We start from the raw sequence: 17,419 nt of genomic DNA on the forward strand, positions 1-17,419 counted from the left end.
CGCGGCGGCGGATGCCGCCCGAACGCTCAATGTCCGAGCGATTCGATCTTCTCGCCACCCGGCACGGCTTGCTGCGGGCGCACGCTCTGCTTGACCAGCAGCGCGACGCACGACACCAGGCCGGCCACGGCGACAGTGGCGAACACGTTGGCGAAGCTGACGTGGCGCGCCGTCAGGTTGGCGACCAGGAACGAGCCGGCGATGCCGCCGAAGCGGCCGATGCCGAGCATCCAGGCCACGCCCGTGCCGCGCCCCGCGGTGGGATAGAACGCGGCGGCCAGCGCCGGAAGCGACGATTGCGCCGTGTTCATCAGCACGCCGGCCAGGAACACGATCACCACCAGCGCGCCCACGTTTCCCGCCGCCTGCCCGATGAAATAGACGCTGACGGCCGTCAGCGCGTAGCACACCGCCACCACGCGATTGGCGTTGAAGCGATCCATCAGCACGCCGCTCAACACCGCGCCCACGCCGCCCAGCGGGAACAGCGCGGAGATCAGCGTGGCGGTTTTCGGCGCGAGGCCGGCATCCTTGAGCAGGATCGGCATCCAGTTGATCGACGCGTAGAAGATCACGAGGCCCATGAAATAGGCGATCCAGAGCATCACCGAGCCGACGATGTACTGGCGCGACAGCACCACGGCCGCGCCCTTGCCCGGCGTTTGCGGGGCGGTTTCGGTCAGCACGAAGCCGCCGGCTTCCAGCGCCGCCGCCGACACGCGCGCCAGCGTCGCGCGAATCCGCTCGACCGGCTTGCGCGTGGCCACCATGAAGCGCACCGATTCCGGCATCTTGGTCATCAGCGCCACGCTGAGCACCAGTGGCGCGACGCCGCCGAGCATCAGCACGCTGCGCCAGCCGAACTGCGGAATGATCCAGGCCGCCAGGAAGCCGCCGAGCGCAGCGCCGAGCGGGAAGCCGCAGAACATCAGGTTGATCACGGTGGCACGGCGGCGGTCGGGGCAGAACTCGCCCATCATCGTGACCGCGTTCGGCATCGCCGCGCCCAGGCCCACGCCGGTGATGAAGCGCAGCGTGGTCAGCTCGCCGATGCTGGACGAAAACGCCGAACCGAGGCAGGCCACGCCGAACAGCAGCACCGAGCCGGTCAGCAGCACGCGGCGGCCGAGGCGGTCGGACAGCGGCCCCGAGGCGAGCGCGCCACAGGCCAGGCCGAACAGCGCGGCGCTCAATACCGGCGCGAGATCGGGCTTGGTCAGGTGCCATTCGGACAGCAGCGACGGCGCGATGAAGCCGATCGCGGCCGTGTCGAAGCCGTCGAGCAGCACGATCACGAAGCACATCAGGAAGATCAGCCACTGGAAGGCGCCGAACGGCTGTTCGTTGATGAACGTCTGCACGTTCACGACGGGGCTGCGACTCATCTCGGGTCTCCTGCGGCGGTGGGGCGGACTGCGCCGCCTCTATCACGTTGATCGGCTCGGGTGCGCTGAAAATTCGTATGCCGAACTTCAGTTCCGAAGTTGAACACTTTAGTGTTGCAACGCAAGATCGGTCAACGCGGGGTAGTACCAATGGCAATCGTCATGTGAAAGAAAGCTTGCCGTGGGGTTGGGGCTCGGGCAGCGCTCGGCAGCCGAGCGAATGTCGATTTTCAGTTTCGTATTCGTGCTGCGGCGGCTACGCGACGCGTCTGTCGGCCCTGGGGAAAACGACAATCTCACTCGATCAAGGTGCGGCCAGGAACGTCGCGACGGCCTCGTTCAGCGAATCGGCGCATTCTTCCGGCAACCAATGGCCGCAGCCGGGAAGCACCTTGCCGGTGACGTGATCGGCGTAGCGGCTGACGACCTGCTGCTCGTATTCGCCCAGGCCGCCGTTGCCGCCACCGCCGATCGCCAACATCGGAATCCTGATCTTTTCCCGCGAGAGCTGCTTGTTGTCGAGCACACCCTGGTTCAACACACGGTAATACTCGAATGCGGCATGCAGGCTCTGCGGCTTCGCGTATGACTTGCCATAGAGATCGAGAAGCTGCGGCGTGAAAACCGCCGTATTGGCGGCATGCACCTTGATGAAGTGCTCGAAAAAGATCCGCTCCTTGCCGGTGATCAGCGTTTCCGCGAGCTGGTTGTCCGCATCGAAGAAGCTGAAATGCCAGACCAGCGATTCCCCTTTGGACGTAAATGCGGGGAAGCCATAGATGCTGTCGTCCGGAATGGGCGCTTCCATGTAGACGGCGCGCCGAATCGTGTCCTGATGCTTGACCAGCATGGGGTAGGTGTTCCAGATGCCGATGTCGTGCGCCACCAGATCGAACTGCCGGCCGCCGCTGAATGTCTCCGCCAGTCGATACAGCAACGGCGCCACGTCGATCGCGCGATACGACGCGGGAACCGCCGATTGTCCGAGGCCCGGCAGATCGACCGCCACGACGGTGTGGTTCTTCGCCAGCACCGGCATCAATTGATGCCACTCGTACCATGACTGGCCGAAGCCATGCACCAGATACACCAGCGGCCCGCTGCCGCCTTTGACGTAATGCAGGCGAACGCCGTCGACCGTCTGGTAATCGCTGGAAAAGCCCGACGGAACGGGAAATTCGTCGGCGGCGAACGTCGGCGCGGCAAGCAATGCAGCAGCCGAGACGGCAAGCGTTGAAAGCAGTTTCTTTAACACGGCAGGTTTCTCCAACTAAACGATGAGGATGAGCTTCGGTGTCGGCCATCGCCTGGGCAAGGGCCGACAAGGGAAATTTTTTTCGACGGCCGTTACGGGGCCGCGCCCGCTTTCACAACGTGATCGGTCATGGCCTGGATGCCTCAGTGTCCGACGCCGCGCACATGACGCGATCCGGCCTTGAAGCCATGCGTTCGCGCCGCTGCCGCGATGACGAAACCGATCGCCAGCAGCACCACCAATGCGAGCGGAAACGACGACGCACCCCACGTATCCAGCAGCACGCCGCCCACCAGCCCGCCACCCGCGATGGCGCCGTTCCAGGCCACGACGTTCATCGACAGCGCCACGTCTGCGCCGTCGCCGGCGGTGTCGGCCAACGCGGTTTGCAACAGCGTCGCCGCACCGCCAAACGTCAGCCCCCACACCGCCACGCCCGCATAGATGGCCGCCGGCACGCGCGCCAGCCAGACGAACAGCAGCGACACCGCGGCGAAGATCGCCAGGCTGGCCAACACCGCGACGCGCAGGTGGTGATCGACCAGACGCCCCGCGATGCCGATGGCAAGCAACGCGGCCGCGCCGAAGGTCAGCAACACCACGTCCACATTCGCCGCCAGGCCCGCCTGCGCCACGAACGGCGCGATGTAGGTGTAGAGAAGGTTGTGCGCCAGCATCCAGGCGATCACCACGCCGAGCACGGGGCGCACGCCCGGCGTCGTGAACACCCGTCGTAACGGCAAACGCTCGTGGCCGGCTTGCCCCGGATAATCCGGCACCTTGGCGAGCACCCACCCGATCAACACCAGGGTCAGCGCCGACATGACGGCAAAGGCACTGCGCCAACCGATCACGGTGCCCAGCCAGGTGCCCAAGGGCACGCCGAGCGACAGTGCGATCGGCGTGCCGACCATCGCCACCGCCAATGCCTTGCCCTGCTGATGAACCGGCACCATGCGGCGGGCATACCCGGCCAACAGGCTCCAGGCCAGCCCCGCCGACACGCCGGCGAAGAACCTGGCCGCGAGCGTCAAGCCGTAGTTCGACGACACCGCCGTGATCGAATTGAAAACGAGGAAACCCACGATGGTCAGCAGCAGCACGTTGCGTCGCCGCCAACCTTGGGTGGCGATGGTCAGCGGAATGGCGGCCACCAACGAGCCCAGCGCATAGGCCGTGACCATCTGCCCCGCCAGCGAGGTCGAAATGCCGAGGTCCGCCGCCATCTGCGGCAACAGCCCGGCCGGGAGGGTCTCGGTGATGATGCAGATGAAGCCGGTCATGGCCAGCGCCAGGAGCGCGGCCAGTGGCAAGCGGTCGTCCTTGGCTACGGTTGAAGTCAGTGTTGTCATGGAGTTCGTTGTCGGTGAAGGAGGGTTTCGGGGCCTCGAACCTGATCTGTCGGCTACGATATATAACGATCGGTACATATTTAGACGAAAGGCTCCCCCTGGATGCGAGCCGATGCAGGCATCCGAGGCGGGAATCCACGTTGCCCCTGCGGCAGGCAACGCATCTAGATATGTATTGATCGATACATTACTTGCCCGGCAGCAAGCTTGTCAACGACTTATGTATCGTTTAGTATTTTAGTCATCCCTACTTTCTGGAGTTCGGCATGGCGACAATGGGACGCCCACGAACCTTCGACCGGGACAAGGCGGTCGAGCAAGCGATGGCCATCTTCTGGCAGAACGGCTATGAATCGACGTCGCTGACCCAGTTGAAGGCGGGTATGGCCAACGGCATTTCAGCGCCGAGCTTTTATGCGGCCTTCGGTTCCAAGGAGGCGCTGTTCCAGGAGTGCGTGCAACGCTACCTGTCCACCCACGCGCAGGTCACGGAATGTCTGTGGGATACGCACCTGGCGCCGCGCGATGCCATCGAAACGGCGCTGCGCAACTCGGCGAAGATGCAGTGTGAACGCGGGCACCCGAAAGGCTGCATGGTCGGGCTGGGGGTCATGAGCGCGCCGTCCGAGGAACATGCGGCCGTGACCGAGCCATTGACACGTTCGCGCACGCGAACGCGAACCGGCATCACGACCTGTGTCCAGCGCGGCATCGACAGCGGCGAGCTGCGTGCCGATACCGATGCGCGGGCGCTGGCCACGGTGTTCGATGCATTCCTGCTGGGGCTTTCCACGCTGGCACGCGACGGGGTTCGTCACACCGTCATGGAGATGGCGATCGGGCAGGTCATGTCCGTGTGGGATGCAGCCTCTGCCCGTTGATGCTTGAAACAGGCAGCCCGCACCGAAAGCCCCTTACAGTGTCGCCTCGCCCATCCGCACCCGGCCGCGCATGCGCTTGCGATACCAGAACGTCCACGCCATCAGGCCGCCGAACGTGATGTAGCTGAGGATCGGCGTGACGACCAGCGTGCGCTCGATCGGCCAGACCCACGCGCACCAGCTGCGCAGCGCGCATTCGATGGTCAGGCCCAGCCCCCACGCCAGCGTGATCAGCCGCAACGCGGCGCGCACCGAGGCGCTCTCGTCCCACAGCGCCTCGAAGCGCGGCACGCCGTGCTCGCCCTGGCGCGCCATGGTGGCGCGCGTCAGGTAGTAGGTGATCGGCCGCCGGAACGCAAGCGACACCAGGAACACCACGCCGATCGTGCCGGACACGAACGATTCGCGCACCAGCAGCAGGCGCGGGCTGCCGCCCATCGCCATCAGCGCGATCGACAAGGCGATGCCGAGCAACGCGATGGCCGACAGCGCATCCACGCGGCGCGTGCGCGCGAATTCGACGATGCCCCACGCGAGCGGCGGCACGGCCGACGCATACAGCGCGCCCGAATCGCCCCAGACCGGCAGCGCGAGCCGGTAGACGACCCAAGGCAGCACGAAATTGACGACCAGTTCGGCAACGAAGGCAGCGCGAATTTTCACGGCGGGGGGCCGCGCGGGCAAGCCGGCACGGCGAAGGCAATGAGGGACGGGCCAGTATAAAGGCGAACGGCCAGCGAAGTGGCCGTGCCGGTAGCGCGCCCGCCGGGTGACGGGCGGCGGCCGAAGCCGCGTATGCAGGGTTACGTCGGGGTTACGTCGGGGTTACGTCGGGGTCACGCCGGGGTCACGTCGAGGCCGGCGCGCGGCCTTGGCGCGGCGCGCTCACGAGGCCGCTGCGCTCCACCAGCGCGCCGAACAGGAGGCCGAGCGTGGTCCACAGGATCGCCTGCATGCCGATCGCGGCAACGCGGAACTTCCACAGCACGACGGCCGGGAATGCGGCGGGCACCTCGTTGATGGTGGGTAGCGCGTATTGCACGGCCGCCACGATCGCGAGATAGATCAGCCCCGCGACGATCGACGCGTTCCACTGCCCCATGCGCGCCGCGAACGCGCGCCGCAGGTTCAGCGAGAACACGGCGGCGGCGATCGAGATCGCGATCATCAGGAAGAACAGCCCGGTGCGATAGCCGATCGTGTCGGGGTCGCCCACCGACGGCGGGTTCGCCGGGTACTTGAGGTTCGGCACGATCACGAGCGAGACGAACGCGGCCAGCGCGAGGCAGGCCGACAGCGTGCGCGGGCGCGTGCTGCCGATCCGCCCGTACGAGAACGCGAACGTCAGCGCGAACAGCCCGCCGAGCGCCGCGCCGTACACCACCACGCCGGTGCCGAGGCCGAGCCCCGCCTGTGTAGGACGGCTGACGAGTTCGGGTTCGGGCGCCTCGCCCTTGGCGGCGTCGATTTTCTCCTCGAACGAGATCGCCTGATCGACTTGCGGCTCGCCGGCGATGCGGGCGAAACCGAACGTGAGCAGCCCCGCGGCGATGCCGGCGAGCATCCCGCGTACCAACAGTTTTCCGACCATGGAAGCCCCCGTCAGTGGCAGGGGAAGCCGAGCAGATGGCGGGCGTCGTGCACGAACTCGTGCACGTACATGCCCGGCACGATCGAGGTCGCGCCTTCTTCCGCACCAACGAAATAGAGCGCGAGCAGCATCAGCAGGCCGCCGAACACGATCCACGGCATCAGCTCGCGGACGGGGATGGGCGCCGGTGCGGCGACCGGCTTCAGGGTGACTTCGGACATGAACGGTTCTCCAGGGATGACGCGCCCCGACTGGCCAACGAAGGCAGTCAACGGAATCAGGGGGTGAATCGCCAAGGCAGGTCTGGCTTGGGCACGCGGGGTGCCGCTCACAGTGGCGCGACCGCGCCGGATTCTCACCGGCTTCCGCTCCTGGCAACGGCTGGATTCTACGCGTGATGGCGGTGGAGCGGAAATGGGGAGCTGGGTTGGCGCTGAGTGGTCCTGATTAGCTCGGATTGGCTCCGGCTGTCTCGGCTGTCTCGGCTGTCTCGGCTGTCTCGGCTGTCTCGGCTGTCTCGGCTGTCTCGGCTGTCTCGGCTGTCTCGGCTGTCTCGGCTATCTCGGCTATCCCCGGCTGGTCCCTGACCCGCTCCGGCTGTCTCGCCCATCCGGCCGGCCCCGGCTGCCCCGATTCCCCCCGGGCGCGGCGACTGGGCTATGCTGCAAAACCGATGCGGCCCCTCCCGCCGCGCCTCGCCACCGAAGCCAGATGACCGTCACCGTCCGCCTGATCTCGCACGCCGCCACCGCCGAACTGCGCGCCGGCGCCTTCCCCGCCGACGAAGCACTCGACGCACGCGGCCTTGCCGACGCCGCGCGAGCCGCCGCGCAATGGCAGTGGCCGCGCGACGTGCAGGCGCTGTCGTCGCCCGCGCTGCGCGCCCGGCAAACCGCCGAAGCGCTCGGCTTCGCCGCCGCCGGCATCGAGCCCGCGCTGGCCGATCTCGACGCCGGCCGCTGGCGCGGCGCGAAACTCGCCGCGATTGTGCAGGACGCCCGCGACGATCTCGCCGCGTGGATCGCCAACGCCGCCGCCGCCCCGCACGGCGGCGAATCGTACGTGGCCGTGTTGCAGCGCGTCGGCGCCTGGCTCGACGGTCTGCCCGCCACGGCGAACCTCGTCGCCGTCACGCATGCAGCCGTGCTGCGCGCCGCGATCGCACACGCGCTCGGCACGCCGCCCGACGCGATGCTGCGCCTCGACATCGCGCCGCTCACGCGCATCGAACTGAAGCGCACGCCGCGCGGCTGGGTACTGCGCCTCGACGACGCCGGCCTCGCCTGATCCACGCTTCGTCCGCCTGAGCCATTCACCCCGTTTGCGGGAACCCGATGGAACGCCTATGCTGGCCGGGCAACGCGCTGCACAGCATGCTTCGCCATCGCCGCCCGGTGCGTGCTCGCGGGCGCTTATCCGCACCCGCGGGCACGCACCGGGCGGCGCTCTTCCCTTCCTGATCGAGGCCTCACCATGGCGTATTCGAACTATCACAAGAAGGATCTGAACGGTCGCCCGCTGCACCCCGAAACGCAGATGATGTCGTACGGCTACGACCCCTTCCTCTCCGAAGGCGCGGTCAAGCCGCCCGTGTTCCTGACCTCCACGTTCGCGTTCCGGTCCGCCGAGGACGGCGCGGCGTTCTTCGACATCGTGTCGGGCCGCAAACCGCTGCCCGAGGGCGAGGCGGCCGGCCTCGTCTACAGCCGCTTCAATCACCCGAACCTGGAAATCGTCGAGGATCGGCTCGCACTGCTCGACGGCTCCGAAGCCGCCGCCGTGACGTCGAGCGGCATGTCGGCGATCTCCACCGTGTTCCTCGCATTTCTGAAGCCCGGCGACCAGCTCGTGCAATCCGCGCCGCTGTACGGGGGCACCGAAACGCTGATCTCGAAGATCTTCCCCGACTGGGGCGTGGGCGCACATGCCATCGACAACGGGCTCGATGCGCAATCGATTCGCGACGCGCTGGAAGCCGCCGCGCAAGCCGGCCCGGTACGCCTCGTGCATGTGGAAACGCCGGCCAATCCCACCAATTCGATGATCGATCTCGACGCGCTGGCCGCCGAGATCGACGCCTTCGAGCAGCGCCACGGCTATCGCCCGATCTCGGTGTGCGACAACACGCTGCTCGGGCCGATCTTCCAGAAGCCGGCCGCGCATCGCATCGATCTGTCGGTGTATTCGCTGACCAAATACGTGGGCGGCCACAGCGACTTGGTGGCGGGCGGCGTGACGGGCGGCAAGACGCTGATCGCGAAGGTGCGCTCGATTCGCGGCGCGTTCGGCTCGCAGCTCGATCCGCATTCGTCGTGGATGCTGCTGCGCTCGATGGAAACCGTGGTGCTGCGCATGACGCAGGCCACCCGCACGGCCAGCCAGGTCGCGCGCTGGCTGGTCGGGAATCCGTATCAATCGGTGAGCGTGTTTCATCCCGAGTGCATCGAGGATGCGGCGTATCAGGCCGTGTATCGGCGTCAATGCACGGGGGCCGGCTCGACGTTCGCGTTCGTGCTGAACGGCGGGCGCGCGCAGGCGTTCCGCTTCATCAACGCGCTGCGGCTGTTCAAGTCGGCCGTGAGCCTGGGCGGCTCGGAATCGCTCGTGTGCCATCCGGCCTCGACGACGCATTCGGGCGTGTCCGCCGTTGCGCGCGAGAAGGCTGGCGTGAGCGAAGGCCTGATCCGGATTTCGGTGGGGCTGGAGCACGGCGACGACCTGATCGCCGATCTGGAGCACGCGTTCCAGGTGTGTGCGCAAACGCGCTAACTCACGGCCAGCAAGATCCACCCCGCCACGAGATCGGCCAGCAGCAACAACGAGGCCCCGCCCGCGATCATGCGAGCGGGGCCTCGCAGCTTGAAGGCGGCCCAGCCCAGCACAACGGCCAGGCCAAGCGTGACCGGCCAATAGATACAGCCGAACAGCGGCAGCAGAAGATAAAACGGAATGTCGATGCTGATATCGCTCATGGTGATGTCGAAGTCCTAAACGGAACACGGCGTTTCGAACGCCACCCGTAAATACGGGCTCCTCAGCAAACTCGCCGGCGTGACCGTGTTGCGTTGCCACGGAATCCGGCCGAAATACCAGAACCGCCAGAACGTCAGCTTCGGATCGGGATTGCGCCGCAGCAGGCACGCGAAGCTTTCCACCTCGCCGATCGGCACCTGCGTCGCCTCGCCGATCACCTCACGCACGAATCGCGAGCAGAACTGACGGCGCGAATCGAGATTGAAGCCGGTATCGTAGAACGCGCCCAAGCGCCGGCGCACCGCATCGCGCAAGCGGCCGCGATGCCCCGCGTCGAGCGACATCGTGAGCCGCGCCAGCGCATAGCGCCCGTGTTCCGAGCGGCCCAGGAAACGCGCCAGCGGCGTGACGCGCGCGAACGGAAACGTGCTCTCCGCCACCAGCGGGCCGTCATAGCCGAAATCGACGATCACGCCCACGTGGTTCGTCCACGAATCCGTCGCACGCGACACTTCCAGAAACGGCCGCGCCGTCACGCGGATGAACACCAGGTCGCCGATCCGCCAATCGTGCTCCGCGCTCTCCACGCTCATTCCGCCCGCCCCGCGTTCGACCGACATGTCGGCCTCCTCTCGTTGTGATGTGCGGGGCAGTGTCGTGCAAGGTCGCGCTTTTCGATTTTATTTCGACGAAATCTGCATAAAATGATTCGCCAAGTATCGATTTCCAATACCTCATGACCGAAACCGCCCAGCTCATCGTCACCATCAAGCAGCGCCTCAAGGCGGCGGGGCTGACCTATCGCGACGCGGCGCAGGCGCTCGATCTTTCCGAGCCGAGCGTGAAGCGTCTGCTCACCGGCGGCCGCCTGACCGTCGAGCGGCTCGCGCAGTTCTGCGGCCTGCTCGGCTTGTCGATGGCAGAGCTGCTGCAAGAGAGCGAAGCGGCCGCGCCGCGCCTGCACCAGCTTTCACGCGAGCAGGAAGCGAAGCTCGTCTCGAACGACAAGCTGCTGCTGGTGGCCGTGTGCGCGCTCAATCACTGGTCGCTGGAGGAGATGATGGCGGTCTATCGGCTGTCGAAGGCCGAGTGCATCAAGCATCTGCTCGTGCTCGACCGGATGGGCCTCGCCAGCGTGAAGCCGGGCAACCGCATCCGCCTGCTCGTCGCGCGCGATTTCGACTGGCTGCCGGACGGCCCGATCCGCCAGTTCTTCGTGCATCAGGGCCTGCCCGATTTCATGCGCAGCCGCTTCAATGCGAGCGGTGAAACGCTCGATTTCGCACACGGCATGTTGACGGCCGCCGCCTACGCGCAATTGCAGGGCGACATGCAGCGGCTGCGCAAGAAGCTGGCCGCGCTGCATGACGAATCGGCCGATGCGCCGTTGGCAGAGAAGCGCGGCACGGCGTTGCTGATGGCGATGCGGGTGTGGGAGCCGGAAGCGTTCCGCGCATTGAAGCGGGATGCAACGCTCGATTCTCCTGAACAGGTGCAATCGGCCCGAAGTGCGCGCCAATCCCGATAGCCAAAACTGCACGCCCCGCCTGCCGAATCCGCACATCCAATGGATGTCCGTCGACCCCGCTACTTCGTCGCCATCATTGATCCGGCATCGCGTCGGTGCTCGCCACGCCGCTGTTCATCAGCGTCGCGGAAAGGGCAGTGACCTTCCTGCGGCCGAAGCGGTCGGCCAGCGGGCCAAACGCGGGTCGAGCAGGGCCGCCCGCGTAGAGAAAGGAACGGTGCGGGAACAGCCGCGAAACGAGCCGGCCCCGTAGGACTCGGCGCGGCATATCGGAATTCCGGTTCGACATGCTCGTTCGCGGGCCGTTGCGTGGCGTCACCGCTGGCTCACCCGATTTCGCCAGGAACGCCGACTCGCACCGACTCGTGCCAACCCGCCCGCCGGCGAGGCCCACGCCGTTATCGCGTTACCGCGTTACACCAGTTCGCCGAGCGAAGCCGGCGCGAACCCGCGCAGTTCGCCCTCGCCCGAGCGCACCTTGTTGGCCCATTGCGCATCGGTCAGCAGCGCGCGGCCCACCGCGATCAGGTCGAACTCGTCGCGCGCCATGCGTTCGAGCAGCGATTGCAGCCCCACGCTCGTCGAGCTTTCGCCGCCGAACGCGCCCATGAAATCGCCCGACAGCCCGACCGAGCCGACGCTGATGGTGGCCGCGCCCGTCAGCTTCTTGGCCCAGCCCGCGAAATTGAGGCCGTGCTCGCCGTCGACCTCGGGGAACTCCGGCTCCCAGAAGCGGCGCTGCGAGCAATGCAGCACGTCCGCGCCGGCCGCCACCAGCGGTTCGAGCCACTGCGCCATCTCGTTCGGCGTGGGCGCGAGGCGCGCGGTGTAGTCCTGCTGCTTCCACTGGCTCAGGCGGATCACGATCGGGAAGCCCGCGCCCACTTCGGCGCGCACCGCCGCGATGATCTCGGCCGCGAAGCGCGCGCGCTCGCCGATGCTCGGGCCGCCGTAGGCGTCGGTGCGATGGTTGGTGCCGGCCCAGAAGAACTGATCGATCAGATAGCCGTGCGCGCCGTGCAGTTCGATCGTGTCGAAGCCGAGCCGCTTGGCCGCGCCGGCCGCCTTGGCGAACGCGGCGATGGTGTCGGCGATGTCGGCATCGCGCATCGCGACGCCGCGCTCCACGCCGGGCGCGTCGAGGCCCGACGGGCTTTCCACCGGCGCATCCGGCACCCAGTCGGTCATGAAGCTCTTGACCGCGCCGGTGTGCCACAACTGCGGCCCCATCTTGCCGCCCGCGCCGTGCACGGCGTCGATCACGCCCTGCCAGCCGGCCAGCGCGCGCTCGCCGTGGAAGAACGGGATGCCCGCATCGTTGCGCGACGCGGGGCGATCCACCACCGTGCCCTCGGACAGGATCAGGCCCACGCCGCCCTCGGCGCGGCGCTGGTAGTAAGCGGCGTTCGACGGCCCGGGGATGCCTTCCGGCGCGAACGAGCGCGTCATCGGCGCCATCACGATGCGGTTCGGCAGCGTCAGCGAACCGACGGAAAACGGCTGGAACAGGACATCGGAAGTCGAAAGCGACATGTAAAGCTCCGTGAATGAACGAACCACGATGGTATATTCCGGAAACCTGGTGTCAATTACGCACTTTTGTTCGCCTAGGTATCTTCGAGGAAACCATGTCCATTACCTGCGAGCGCTACACGTTTTCCGTGGATTGCCCGAGCCGCATCCTGTTCGACCAGATCGCCGACAAGTGGTCAATGATGATCCTGACCGTGCTCGACGCCGGGCCGCTGCGCTTCAACGCGATCAAGCGGCATCTCGAAGGCGTCACGCAGAAGGCGCTGACGCAATGTCTGCGCCGGCTCGAACGCAACGGGCTGGTCTCGCGCACGGTGATCCCCAGCTCGCCGGTGGCGGTGGAATACGAGATCACGCCGCTCGGGCGCTCGCTGCAGGGGCCGTTCAAGGCGCTGTATTCGTGGACGCTTCAGCATCTCGATCAAGTCGATGCGGCGCGCGCGGCGTTCGATGCGCGGGCGGAGGCGCAGGTTTGAGTTGAGGGAGACGCTGCGGGGCGGCCGATTCACCGCGCATCAATCTCCCCGCCAACCACCCAAACTCAACGCTCAAGCCCCACAACTCGCCGCCGTCGCTCTCGCCGGCCGCAGCCCCACCCACGCGATCAGCAAGCCACCCAGCGTCAGCACGCCGGCCACGACGGCCGCCGCATGCAGGCCGCCGGTCAGGTCGCCGAGTTCCGGCCGCACCAGCGCGCCGAACACCCCGACGCCCACCACGCCGCCGATCTGGCGCGCCGTATTGAGCACGCCCGACGCCATGCCGATCCGCGACGCGCCGAACTGCGCCAGCACGGCCGTATTGATCGACGGCACCACCAGCGCCGTGCCCACGCCCACCGCCAGCATCGGCAAGGCCACCGTCAACGCGCCGCTGTCGGCGTGCACGCGCACCAGCAGGAAGTAGCCGAGCGCGGCCAGCGCCTGCCCCGCCACCATCGGCACGCGATAGCCGAGCCGCGCGGTCAGCGCGCCCGAAGCCAGGTTCGCGACGGTCACCACGGCCGTCATCGGCAGGAATGCGAGCCCGGTATCGAGCGGCGAATCGTGACGCACGCCCTGGAAAAACAGGCTCATCGCGAACATCAACCCGTAATAGCCGAAGTTGGCGAACAGGCCGACGACCGCGCTGACCCGCATCGCGGCATGACCGAACAGCGACAGCGGCATCAACGGCTGCGCCTGGCGCGCCTCGACCGCCACGAACAGCGCGCCGCCCGCCGCCGCCACGGCGAAGCCGGTCAGCACCGGCGCGCTGCGCCAGCCGAGCCGGCCGGTTTCGACCAGCGCGTAGGTCAGCGCGGCCAGCGCCACCACGGCCAGCGCCTGCCCCGCGAGATCGAGGTGGCGCGACGCGTGACGCTCGGTGTCGGGCGCGTGCGCGAGCGTCAGCCAGATCCCGGCGACGCCCACCGGCACGTTGATCAGGAAGATCGCCGGCCAACCGAAGCCGGCCACCAGCAGGCCGCCCACCAGCGGCCCCGCGCCAAGCGCCAGCGCGGCGGTGCCGGCCCAGATGCTGACGGCTCGGGCGCGCGCCCGCGGCTCGGGAAACGCCGCGCCGAGCAGCGCCAGCGACGACGGAACGCACAGCGCCGCCCCCACGCCCTGCAACAACCGCGACGCGATCAGCATGACCGCGCCGCCCGACAGCCCGCAGCCGATCGACGCCAGCGTGAACACCGCGAAGCCGGCCACGAACACGCGCCGCGCGCCGAAGCGGTCGGCCAGCGCGCCGGTGGACAGCAGCAGGCTCGCGAACGCCAGCGTGTAGGCGTTGACCACCCATTCGAGCGCGCTCGAATCGAGGCCGAGGCCGTCGCGCATGCGGCCCAGCGCGACGTTCACCACGGTGACATCGAGGCAGATCATCACGAAGCCGAGGCTGGTGGCGAACAGCGCCAGGCGGGGCCGGAACGCGCGGGCCGGCGCGCAAGCGGAAGCAGACATGAGGACACCGTGCGGGAGAAGGCAATGCCGCGAACTGTATTGCGCAAGCCAGACTTGATAAACCACCGCCGGATAACAACAGAACCCACTATTATTTGCGGAATGGACCTGCTCAAAGCGATGACCGTATTCGTGCGCGTGGTGGAAACCGGCAGCCTGACGGCGGCGGCGGTGGCCTGCGATCTCTCCCCGACGATGATCGGCAACCACCTCAACGCCCTGGAGGCGCGGCTCGGCGCGCGCCTGATCCACCGCACCACGCGCAAGCAGCAACCCAGCGCGTTCGGGCAGGCGTACTACGAACGCTGCATCGAGATCCTCGGCCTGGTCGGCGATTCGGAGCGGCTCGCGCTCGATCACCTGGCCGTGCCGCGCGGGCGGCTGCGCGTGACCGCGCCGGTGGTGTTCAGCAACGAATCGCTGATGCCGGTGATCGCCGATTACTGCGCGCGCTATCCCGAGGTGAAGCTGGAGATCGTGGTGACCGATTCGCTGTCGGACCTGATCGACGACGGCTTCGAGGCGGCGATCCGCATCGGCACGCTCGGCAATCCCGATCTGGTGGCGCGGCCGTTGCGGCCTTACCGGCTGGTGCTGTGCGCGTCGCCGGCGTATCTGGAGGCGCATGGCGCGCCGGCCGCGCCGGCCGATCTCGCCGCGCATCAGTGTTTGAGCTACGCGTATCCGCCGCGCTCGGAGTGGTACGCGGCACAGCCGGAATGGGTGCTGCACGCGCGCGACGGCGAGTCGGAGCGCATCAGCGTGCCCGTCGACGGCCGCCTGAAGATCGACAATTCGGAAGCGCTGCGGCGCGCGATCCTGCGCGGCCTCGGCATCGCGATGCTGCCCGAGATGCTGGTGGCCGAGGATCTGCGCGCGAAGCGGCTGGTGGAAGTGCTGCCGGGGTTCGCCGCGCCCGATCGTGCACTGAACCTGCTGTATCTGCGCGAACGGCAGACCTCGCCGAAGCTGCGCAGCTTCATCGACTTCATGGTCGAGCGATTTGGGGTGGAGGGTGCGGGAAACGCAGGGGGCGCTGGAGGCGTGGGAAGCTCGGAAGGTGTGGAGCGTGCAGCGGGCGGGGGAAGCAACGGCAACGCGCCGCCCGCTCCCCCGCCCCGCCGCCGCGTGCGTCGCGATCAGCCCAGGTAATCGGCCTTGTTGGCGTCGAAGTACTGCGCCAGCGTCTGCGGTGCGCGGCCGATCAGCGTTTCCAGGTGATCGGTGACGATCGACAGGTTGCCGGCCCGCGTCTCGACATCGATCGACACCAGCATCGCGATCAGCCCGTCGGGCAGGCCCGCGCCCTTGAGCCCGGCCGCCAGTTGCGCATCGTCCACGCGCACCACGGCGAGCGGCTTGCCGGTGGCCTTCGCGGCCAGTTCGGCCACCTCGGCGGTGGTCAGCGCCTGCGGCCCGGTCAACGTGTAGATCCGGCTCTCGGCTACCGGCGTGTCGAGCCCCGCGGCGATCGCCTCGGCCATCTCCTCGCGCGCCGCGTAGGCGATCCGCCCGCCCTGCGCGGCCGAATACCACTGGCCGCCCTGCAGCGAATGCGGCAGCGACATGAGCAGGTTCTGCTGATACCAGTTGTTGCGGAAGATCAGGTGCGGCAGGCCCGTTTCGCGGATCGCGCGCTCGGTGCCGGCGTGATCCGGCGCGAACGTGATCAGCGAGCTTTCCGGGTTCGGCAGCGACGTGTAGGCGATCCGGCCCACACCGGCCGCCGCCGCTGCCGCCACCGCGTTGCGGTGCTGCTTCAGGCGCGTGCCGGCGCCGTCGAGCGCGTCGGTGGACACGATCAGCACCGTGCCCACGCCCGCGAACGCCTCGGCCAGGCCGGCCGAATCCTCGAAATCGGCGCGGCGCACGGCCACGCCTTGTGCCGTCAGGTCGGCGAGCTTCTGCGGATCGCGCGAACCGGCGACGATGCGCGCCGGCGCCACGCCGCGCGCGAGCAGTTTCTGGATCACCAGCTTGCCGAGTTGCCCGGCCGCGCCGGTAACGAAAATCGTGTTGCTCATGAGACAGCCTCATTTCGAGAGTTGCTCTCAAATCGAGAGTGCCTCGATAATCGGGCTTCGGCGGTGCGCCGTAAAGAAGGCAGTTTTTCAGGAGATAGTTACCTAATGGGAACCACCCCCAAATCGGCCAGCGCGTTGCAGGCCAAACTCGACGAGATGCGCGTCACGCTGGGGTCGATCTCCGATTGCCCGGTGCGCGACCTGTTGAACGTGATCGCCAGCCGCTGGAGCTCGCTGCTGATGATGGCGCTGGCCGAGCGCCCGTACCGCTTCGGCGAGCTGCGCCGGCTGGTGCCGGACATTTCCCAGCGCATGCTGACGCAGACGTTGCAGGAGTTGCAGCGCGACGGCTACGTGCACCGCGAGGTGTTCCCCACCAAGCCGCCCGGCGTCGAATACAGCCTGACCGAGTTGGGCGAATCGATGTTCGGCGCGCTCCACGTGCTGCTGCGCTGGACCGAGGACAACCAGGAGAAGGTGATCGCGGCGCGCGCGGAATTCGACGGGGCGCGGGAATCGGCTTCGGCTTGAGGGGGTTGAGGGGCTTGGGCGGTTGAATGGGCTCGGATGGCTGAATCGGCCCGAGCGGCCAAGCGGGTCAGGGCCATCGAGCCGGCTCAATCGCAAATCACGTTTCTCGAGGAGGAGCGCGCGCATGTCGCGGTCTTGCGATTGCCGGCCGGCGCGTTGCCGGCGATGTCGCAGACCGTCGTGGTACGCAGGGAGGGCGTCATGGCCTGCTTGCGAGAACACCATCGACTCGTTGGCAAGCCTGTCCACATAGCCGACTTTCGGCAGAACGCGGCGTCGCGCTTGGTCCCGATTCGGTGGCCAAGCTCGCATTGCCCGGCGTCATGTATGAAAGAGTGACGGGGACTTTCCCATCCCAAAGGCGGGCAGATTCTTTAAAATCCGTCGTACACGTAGACAGAATCCTCCCCCAATCTG

The 17,419-nt window shown here is 67.3% G+C and carries 19 protein-coding genes and 1 riboswitch; of the genes, 7 read left to right on the top strand and 12 right to left on the bottom strand.

The features are described from left to right. Nucleotides 1-26: 26 nt before the first annotated feature. From AB4850_RS13470 to AB4850_RS13480, 3 genes are all read right to left on the bottom strand, one after another. A complete protein-coding gene (locus AB4850_RS13470) occupies nucleotides 27-1,385 on the bottom strand; it encodes an MFS transporter (RefSeq protein ID WP_414440309.1) in 1,359 nt (452 codons plus the stop codon). A 304-nt stretch (nucleotides 1,386-1,689) separates the two neighbouring features. Next, nucleotides 1,690-2,655 carry an alpha/beta fold hydrolase gene (locus tag AB4850_RS13475; protein WP_414440310.1) on the bottom strand — a complete coding sequence of 322 codons (966 nt, stop codon included), beginning with the start codon at nucleotides 2,653-2,655 and terminating at the stop codon, nucleotides 1,690-1,692. A gap of 128 nt (nucleotides 2,656-2,783) precedes the next feature. Beyond that, the gene (locus AB4850_RS13480; protein WP_414440311.1) at nucleotides 2,784-3,992 is read right to left on the bottom strand and encodes an MFS transporter; all 1,209 of its coding nucleotides are present in this window, start codon (nucleotides 3,990-3,992) and stop codon (nucleotides 2,784-2,786) included. A 266-nt stretch (nucleotides 3,993-4,258) separates the two neighbouring features. On the opposite strand from AB4850_RS13480, the gene AB4850_RS13485 reads away from it, so the two are divergent. After that, entirely contained in the window at nucleotides 4,259-4,873 is a 615-nt protein-coding gene (locus AB4850_RS13485; protein WP_414440312.1) for a TetR/AcrR family transcriptional regulator, read from the top strand. A gap of 33 nt (nucleotides 4,874-4,906) precedes the next feature. Here AB4850_RS13485 and AB4850_RS13490 read toward each other — a convergent pair whose 3' ends face one another. From AB4850_RS13490 to AB4850_RS13500, 3 genes are all read right to left on the bottom strand, one after another. Continuing rightward, nucleotides 4,907-5,536, bottom strand: a complete 630-nt coding sequence (locus AB4850_RS13490; protein WP_414440313.1) for a VC0807 family protein — start codon at nucleotides 5,534-5,536, stop codon at nucleotides 4,907-4,909. Nucleotides 5,537-5,720: 184 nt separating this feature from the next. After that, the gene (locus AB4850_RS13495; RefSeq protein ID WP_414440314.1) at nucleotides 5,721-6,464 is read right to left on the bottom strand and encodes a CbtA family protein; all 744 of its coding nucleotides are present in this window, start codon (nucleotides 6,462-6,464) and stop codon (nucleotides 5,721-5,723) included. Between the two features lie 11 nt (nucleotides 6,465-6,475). After that, nucleotides 6,476-6,685, bottom strand: a complete 210-nt coding sequence (locus AB4850_RS13500; protein ID WP_414440315.1) for a CbtB domain-containing protein — start codon at nucleotides 6,683-6,685, stop codon at nucleotides 6,476-6,478. An 80-nt stretch (nucleotides 6,686-6,765) separates the two neighbouring features. Then, nucleotides 6,766-6,831: riboswitch (cobalamin riboswitch) on the bottom strand. Between the two features lie 344 nt (nucleotides 6,832-7,175). On the opposite strand from AB4850_RS13500, the gene AB4850_RS13505 reads away from it, so the two are divergent. Together AB4850_RS13505 and AB4850_RS13510 are read left to right on the top strand one after the other, a co-directional pair. Further along, nucleotides 7,176-7,751, top strand: coding sequence for a histidine phosphatase family protein (locus tag AB4850_RS13505; protein ID WP_414440316.1), 576 nt, complete (start codon nucleotides 7,176-7,178; stop codon nucleotides 7,749-7,751). A gap of 186 nt (nucleotides 7,752-7,937) precedes the next feature. Continuing rightward, on the top strand, nucleotides 7,938-9,233 hold the full coding sequence (locus AB4850_RS13510) for a cystathionine gamma-synthase family protein (protein ID WP_414440317.1): 1,296 nt from the start codon (nucleotides 7,938-7,940) through the stop codon (nucleotides 9,231-9,233). Here the strand turns inward: AB4850_RS13510 and AB4850_RS13515 are convergent. Together AB4850_RS13515 and AB4850_RS13520 are read right to left on the bottom strand one after the other, a co-directional pair. Then, complete coding sequence (locus AB4850_RS13515) at nucleotides 9,230-9,436, bottom strand: hypothetical protein (protein ID WP_414440318.1); 207 nt, start codon at nucleotides 9,434-9,436, stop codon at nucleotides 9,230-9,232. The two genes, AB4850_RS13510 and AB4850_RS13515, sit on opposite strands and share 4 nt — an antisense overlap. Before the next feature lie 15 nt (nucleotides 9,437-9,451). Next, the gene (locus AB4850_RS13520) at nucleotides 9,452-10,057 is read right to left on the bottom strand and encodes a YebB family permuted papain-like enzyme (RefSeq protein ID WP_414440319.1); all 606 of its coding nucleotides are present in this window, start codon (nucleotides 10,055-10,057) and stop codon (nucleotides 9,452-9,454) included. A 116-nt stretch (nucleotides 10,058-10,173) separates the two neighbouring features. On the opposite strand from AB4850_RS13520, the gene AB4850_RS13525 reads away from it, so the two are divergent. Next, on the top strand, nucleotides 10,174-10,965 hold the full coding sequence (locus tag AB4850_RS13525; RefSeq protein ID WP_414440320.1) for a helix-turn-helix domain-containing protein: 792 nt from the start codon (nucleotides 10,174-10,176) through the stop codon (nucleotides 10,963-10,965). A 73-nt stretch (nucleotides 10,966-11,038) separates the two neighbouring features. Here AB4850_RS13525 and AB4850_RS13530 read toward each other — a convergent pair whose 3' ends face one another. Further along, nucleotides 11,039-11,254 (bottom strand): hypothetical protein, encoded by a 216-nt coding sequence (locus tag AB4850_RS13530; protein WP_414440321.1) that lies wholly within the window; start codon nucleotides 11,252-11,254, stop codon nucleotides 11,039-11,041. Nucleotides 11,255-11,379: 125 nt separating this feature from the next. Then, nucleotides 11,380-12,498, bottom strand: a complete 1,119-nt coding sequence (locus AB4850_RS13535) for an NADH:flavin oxidoreductase (protein WP_414440322.1) — start codon at nucleotides 12,496-12,498, stop codon at nucleotides 11,380-11,382. Between the two features lie 95 nt (nucleotides 12,499-12,593). On the opposite strand from AB4850_RS13535, the gene AB4850_RS13540 reads away from it, so the two are divergent. After that, nucleotides 12,594-12,974, top strand: a complete 381-nt coding sequence (locus tag AB4850_RS13540) for a winged helix-turn-helix transcriptional regulator (RefSeq protein ID WP_414440323.1) — start codon at nucleotides 12,594-12,596, stop codon at nucleotides 12,972-12,974. 72 nt (nucleotides 12,975-13,046) lie between these two features. Here AB4850_RS13540 and AB4850_RS13545 read toward each other — a convergent pair whose 3' ends face one another. Then, the gene (locus AB4850_RS13545) at nucleotides 13,047-14,447 is read right to left on the bottom strand and encodes an MFS transporter (RefSeq protein WP_414440324.1); all 1,401 of its coding nucleotides are present in this window, start codon (nucleotides 14,445-14,447) and stop codon (nucleotides 13,047-13,049) included. 102 nt (nucleotides 14,448-14,549) lie between these two features. On the opposite strand from AB4850_RS13545, the gene AB4850_RS13550 reads away from it, so the two are divergent. Further along, a complete protein-coding gene (locus AB4850_RS13550) occupies nucleotides 14,550-15,599 on the top strand; it encodes a LysR family transcriptional regulator (protein ID WP_414440325.1) in 1,050 nt (349 codons plus the stop codon). Here AB4850_RS13550 and AB4850_RS13555 read toward each other — a convergent pair. Next, entirely contained in the window at nucleotides 15,587-16,471 is an 885-nt protein-coding gene (locus AB4850_RS13555; protein WP_414440326.1) for an SDR family oxidoreductase, read from the bottom strand. The genes AB4850_RS13550 and AB4850_RS13555 overlap by 13 nt on opposite strands. A 105-nt stretch (nucleotides 16,472-16,576) precedes the next feature. Here AB4850_RS13555 and AB4850_RS13560 point away from each other — a divergent pair, with 105 nt between their 5' ends. Further along, complete coding sequence (locus AB4850_RS13560) at nucleotides 16,577-17,002, top strand: winged helix-turn-helix transcriptional regulator (RefSeq protein WP_414440327.1); 426 nt, start codon at nucleotides 16,577-16,579, stop codon at nucleotides 17,000-17,002. Nucleotides 17,003-17,419 lie beyond the last annotated feature (417 nt).

Source organism: Burkholderia sp. 22PA0106 (assembly GCF_047497155.1).
GTDB lineage: Bacteria > Pseudomonadota > Gammaproteobacteria > Burkholderiales > Burkholderiaceae > Burkholderia.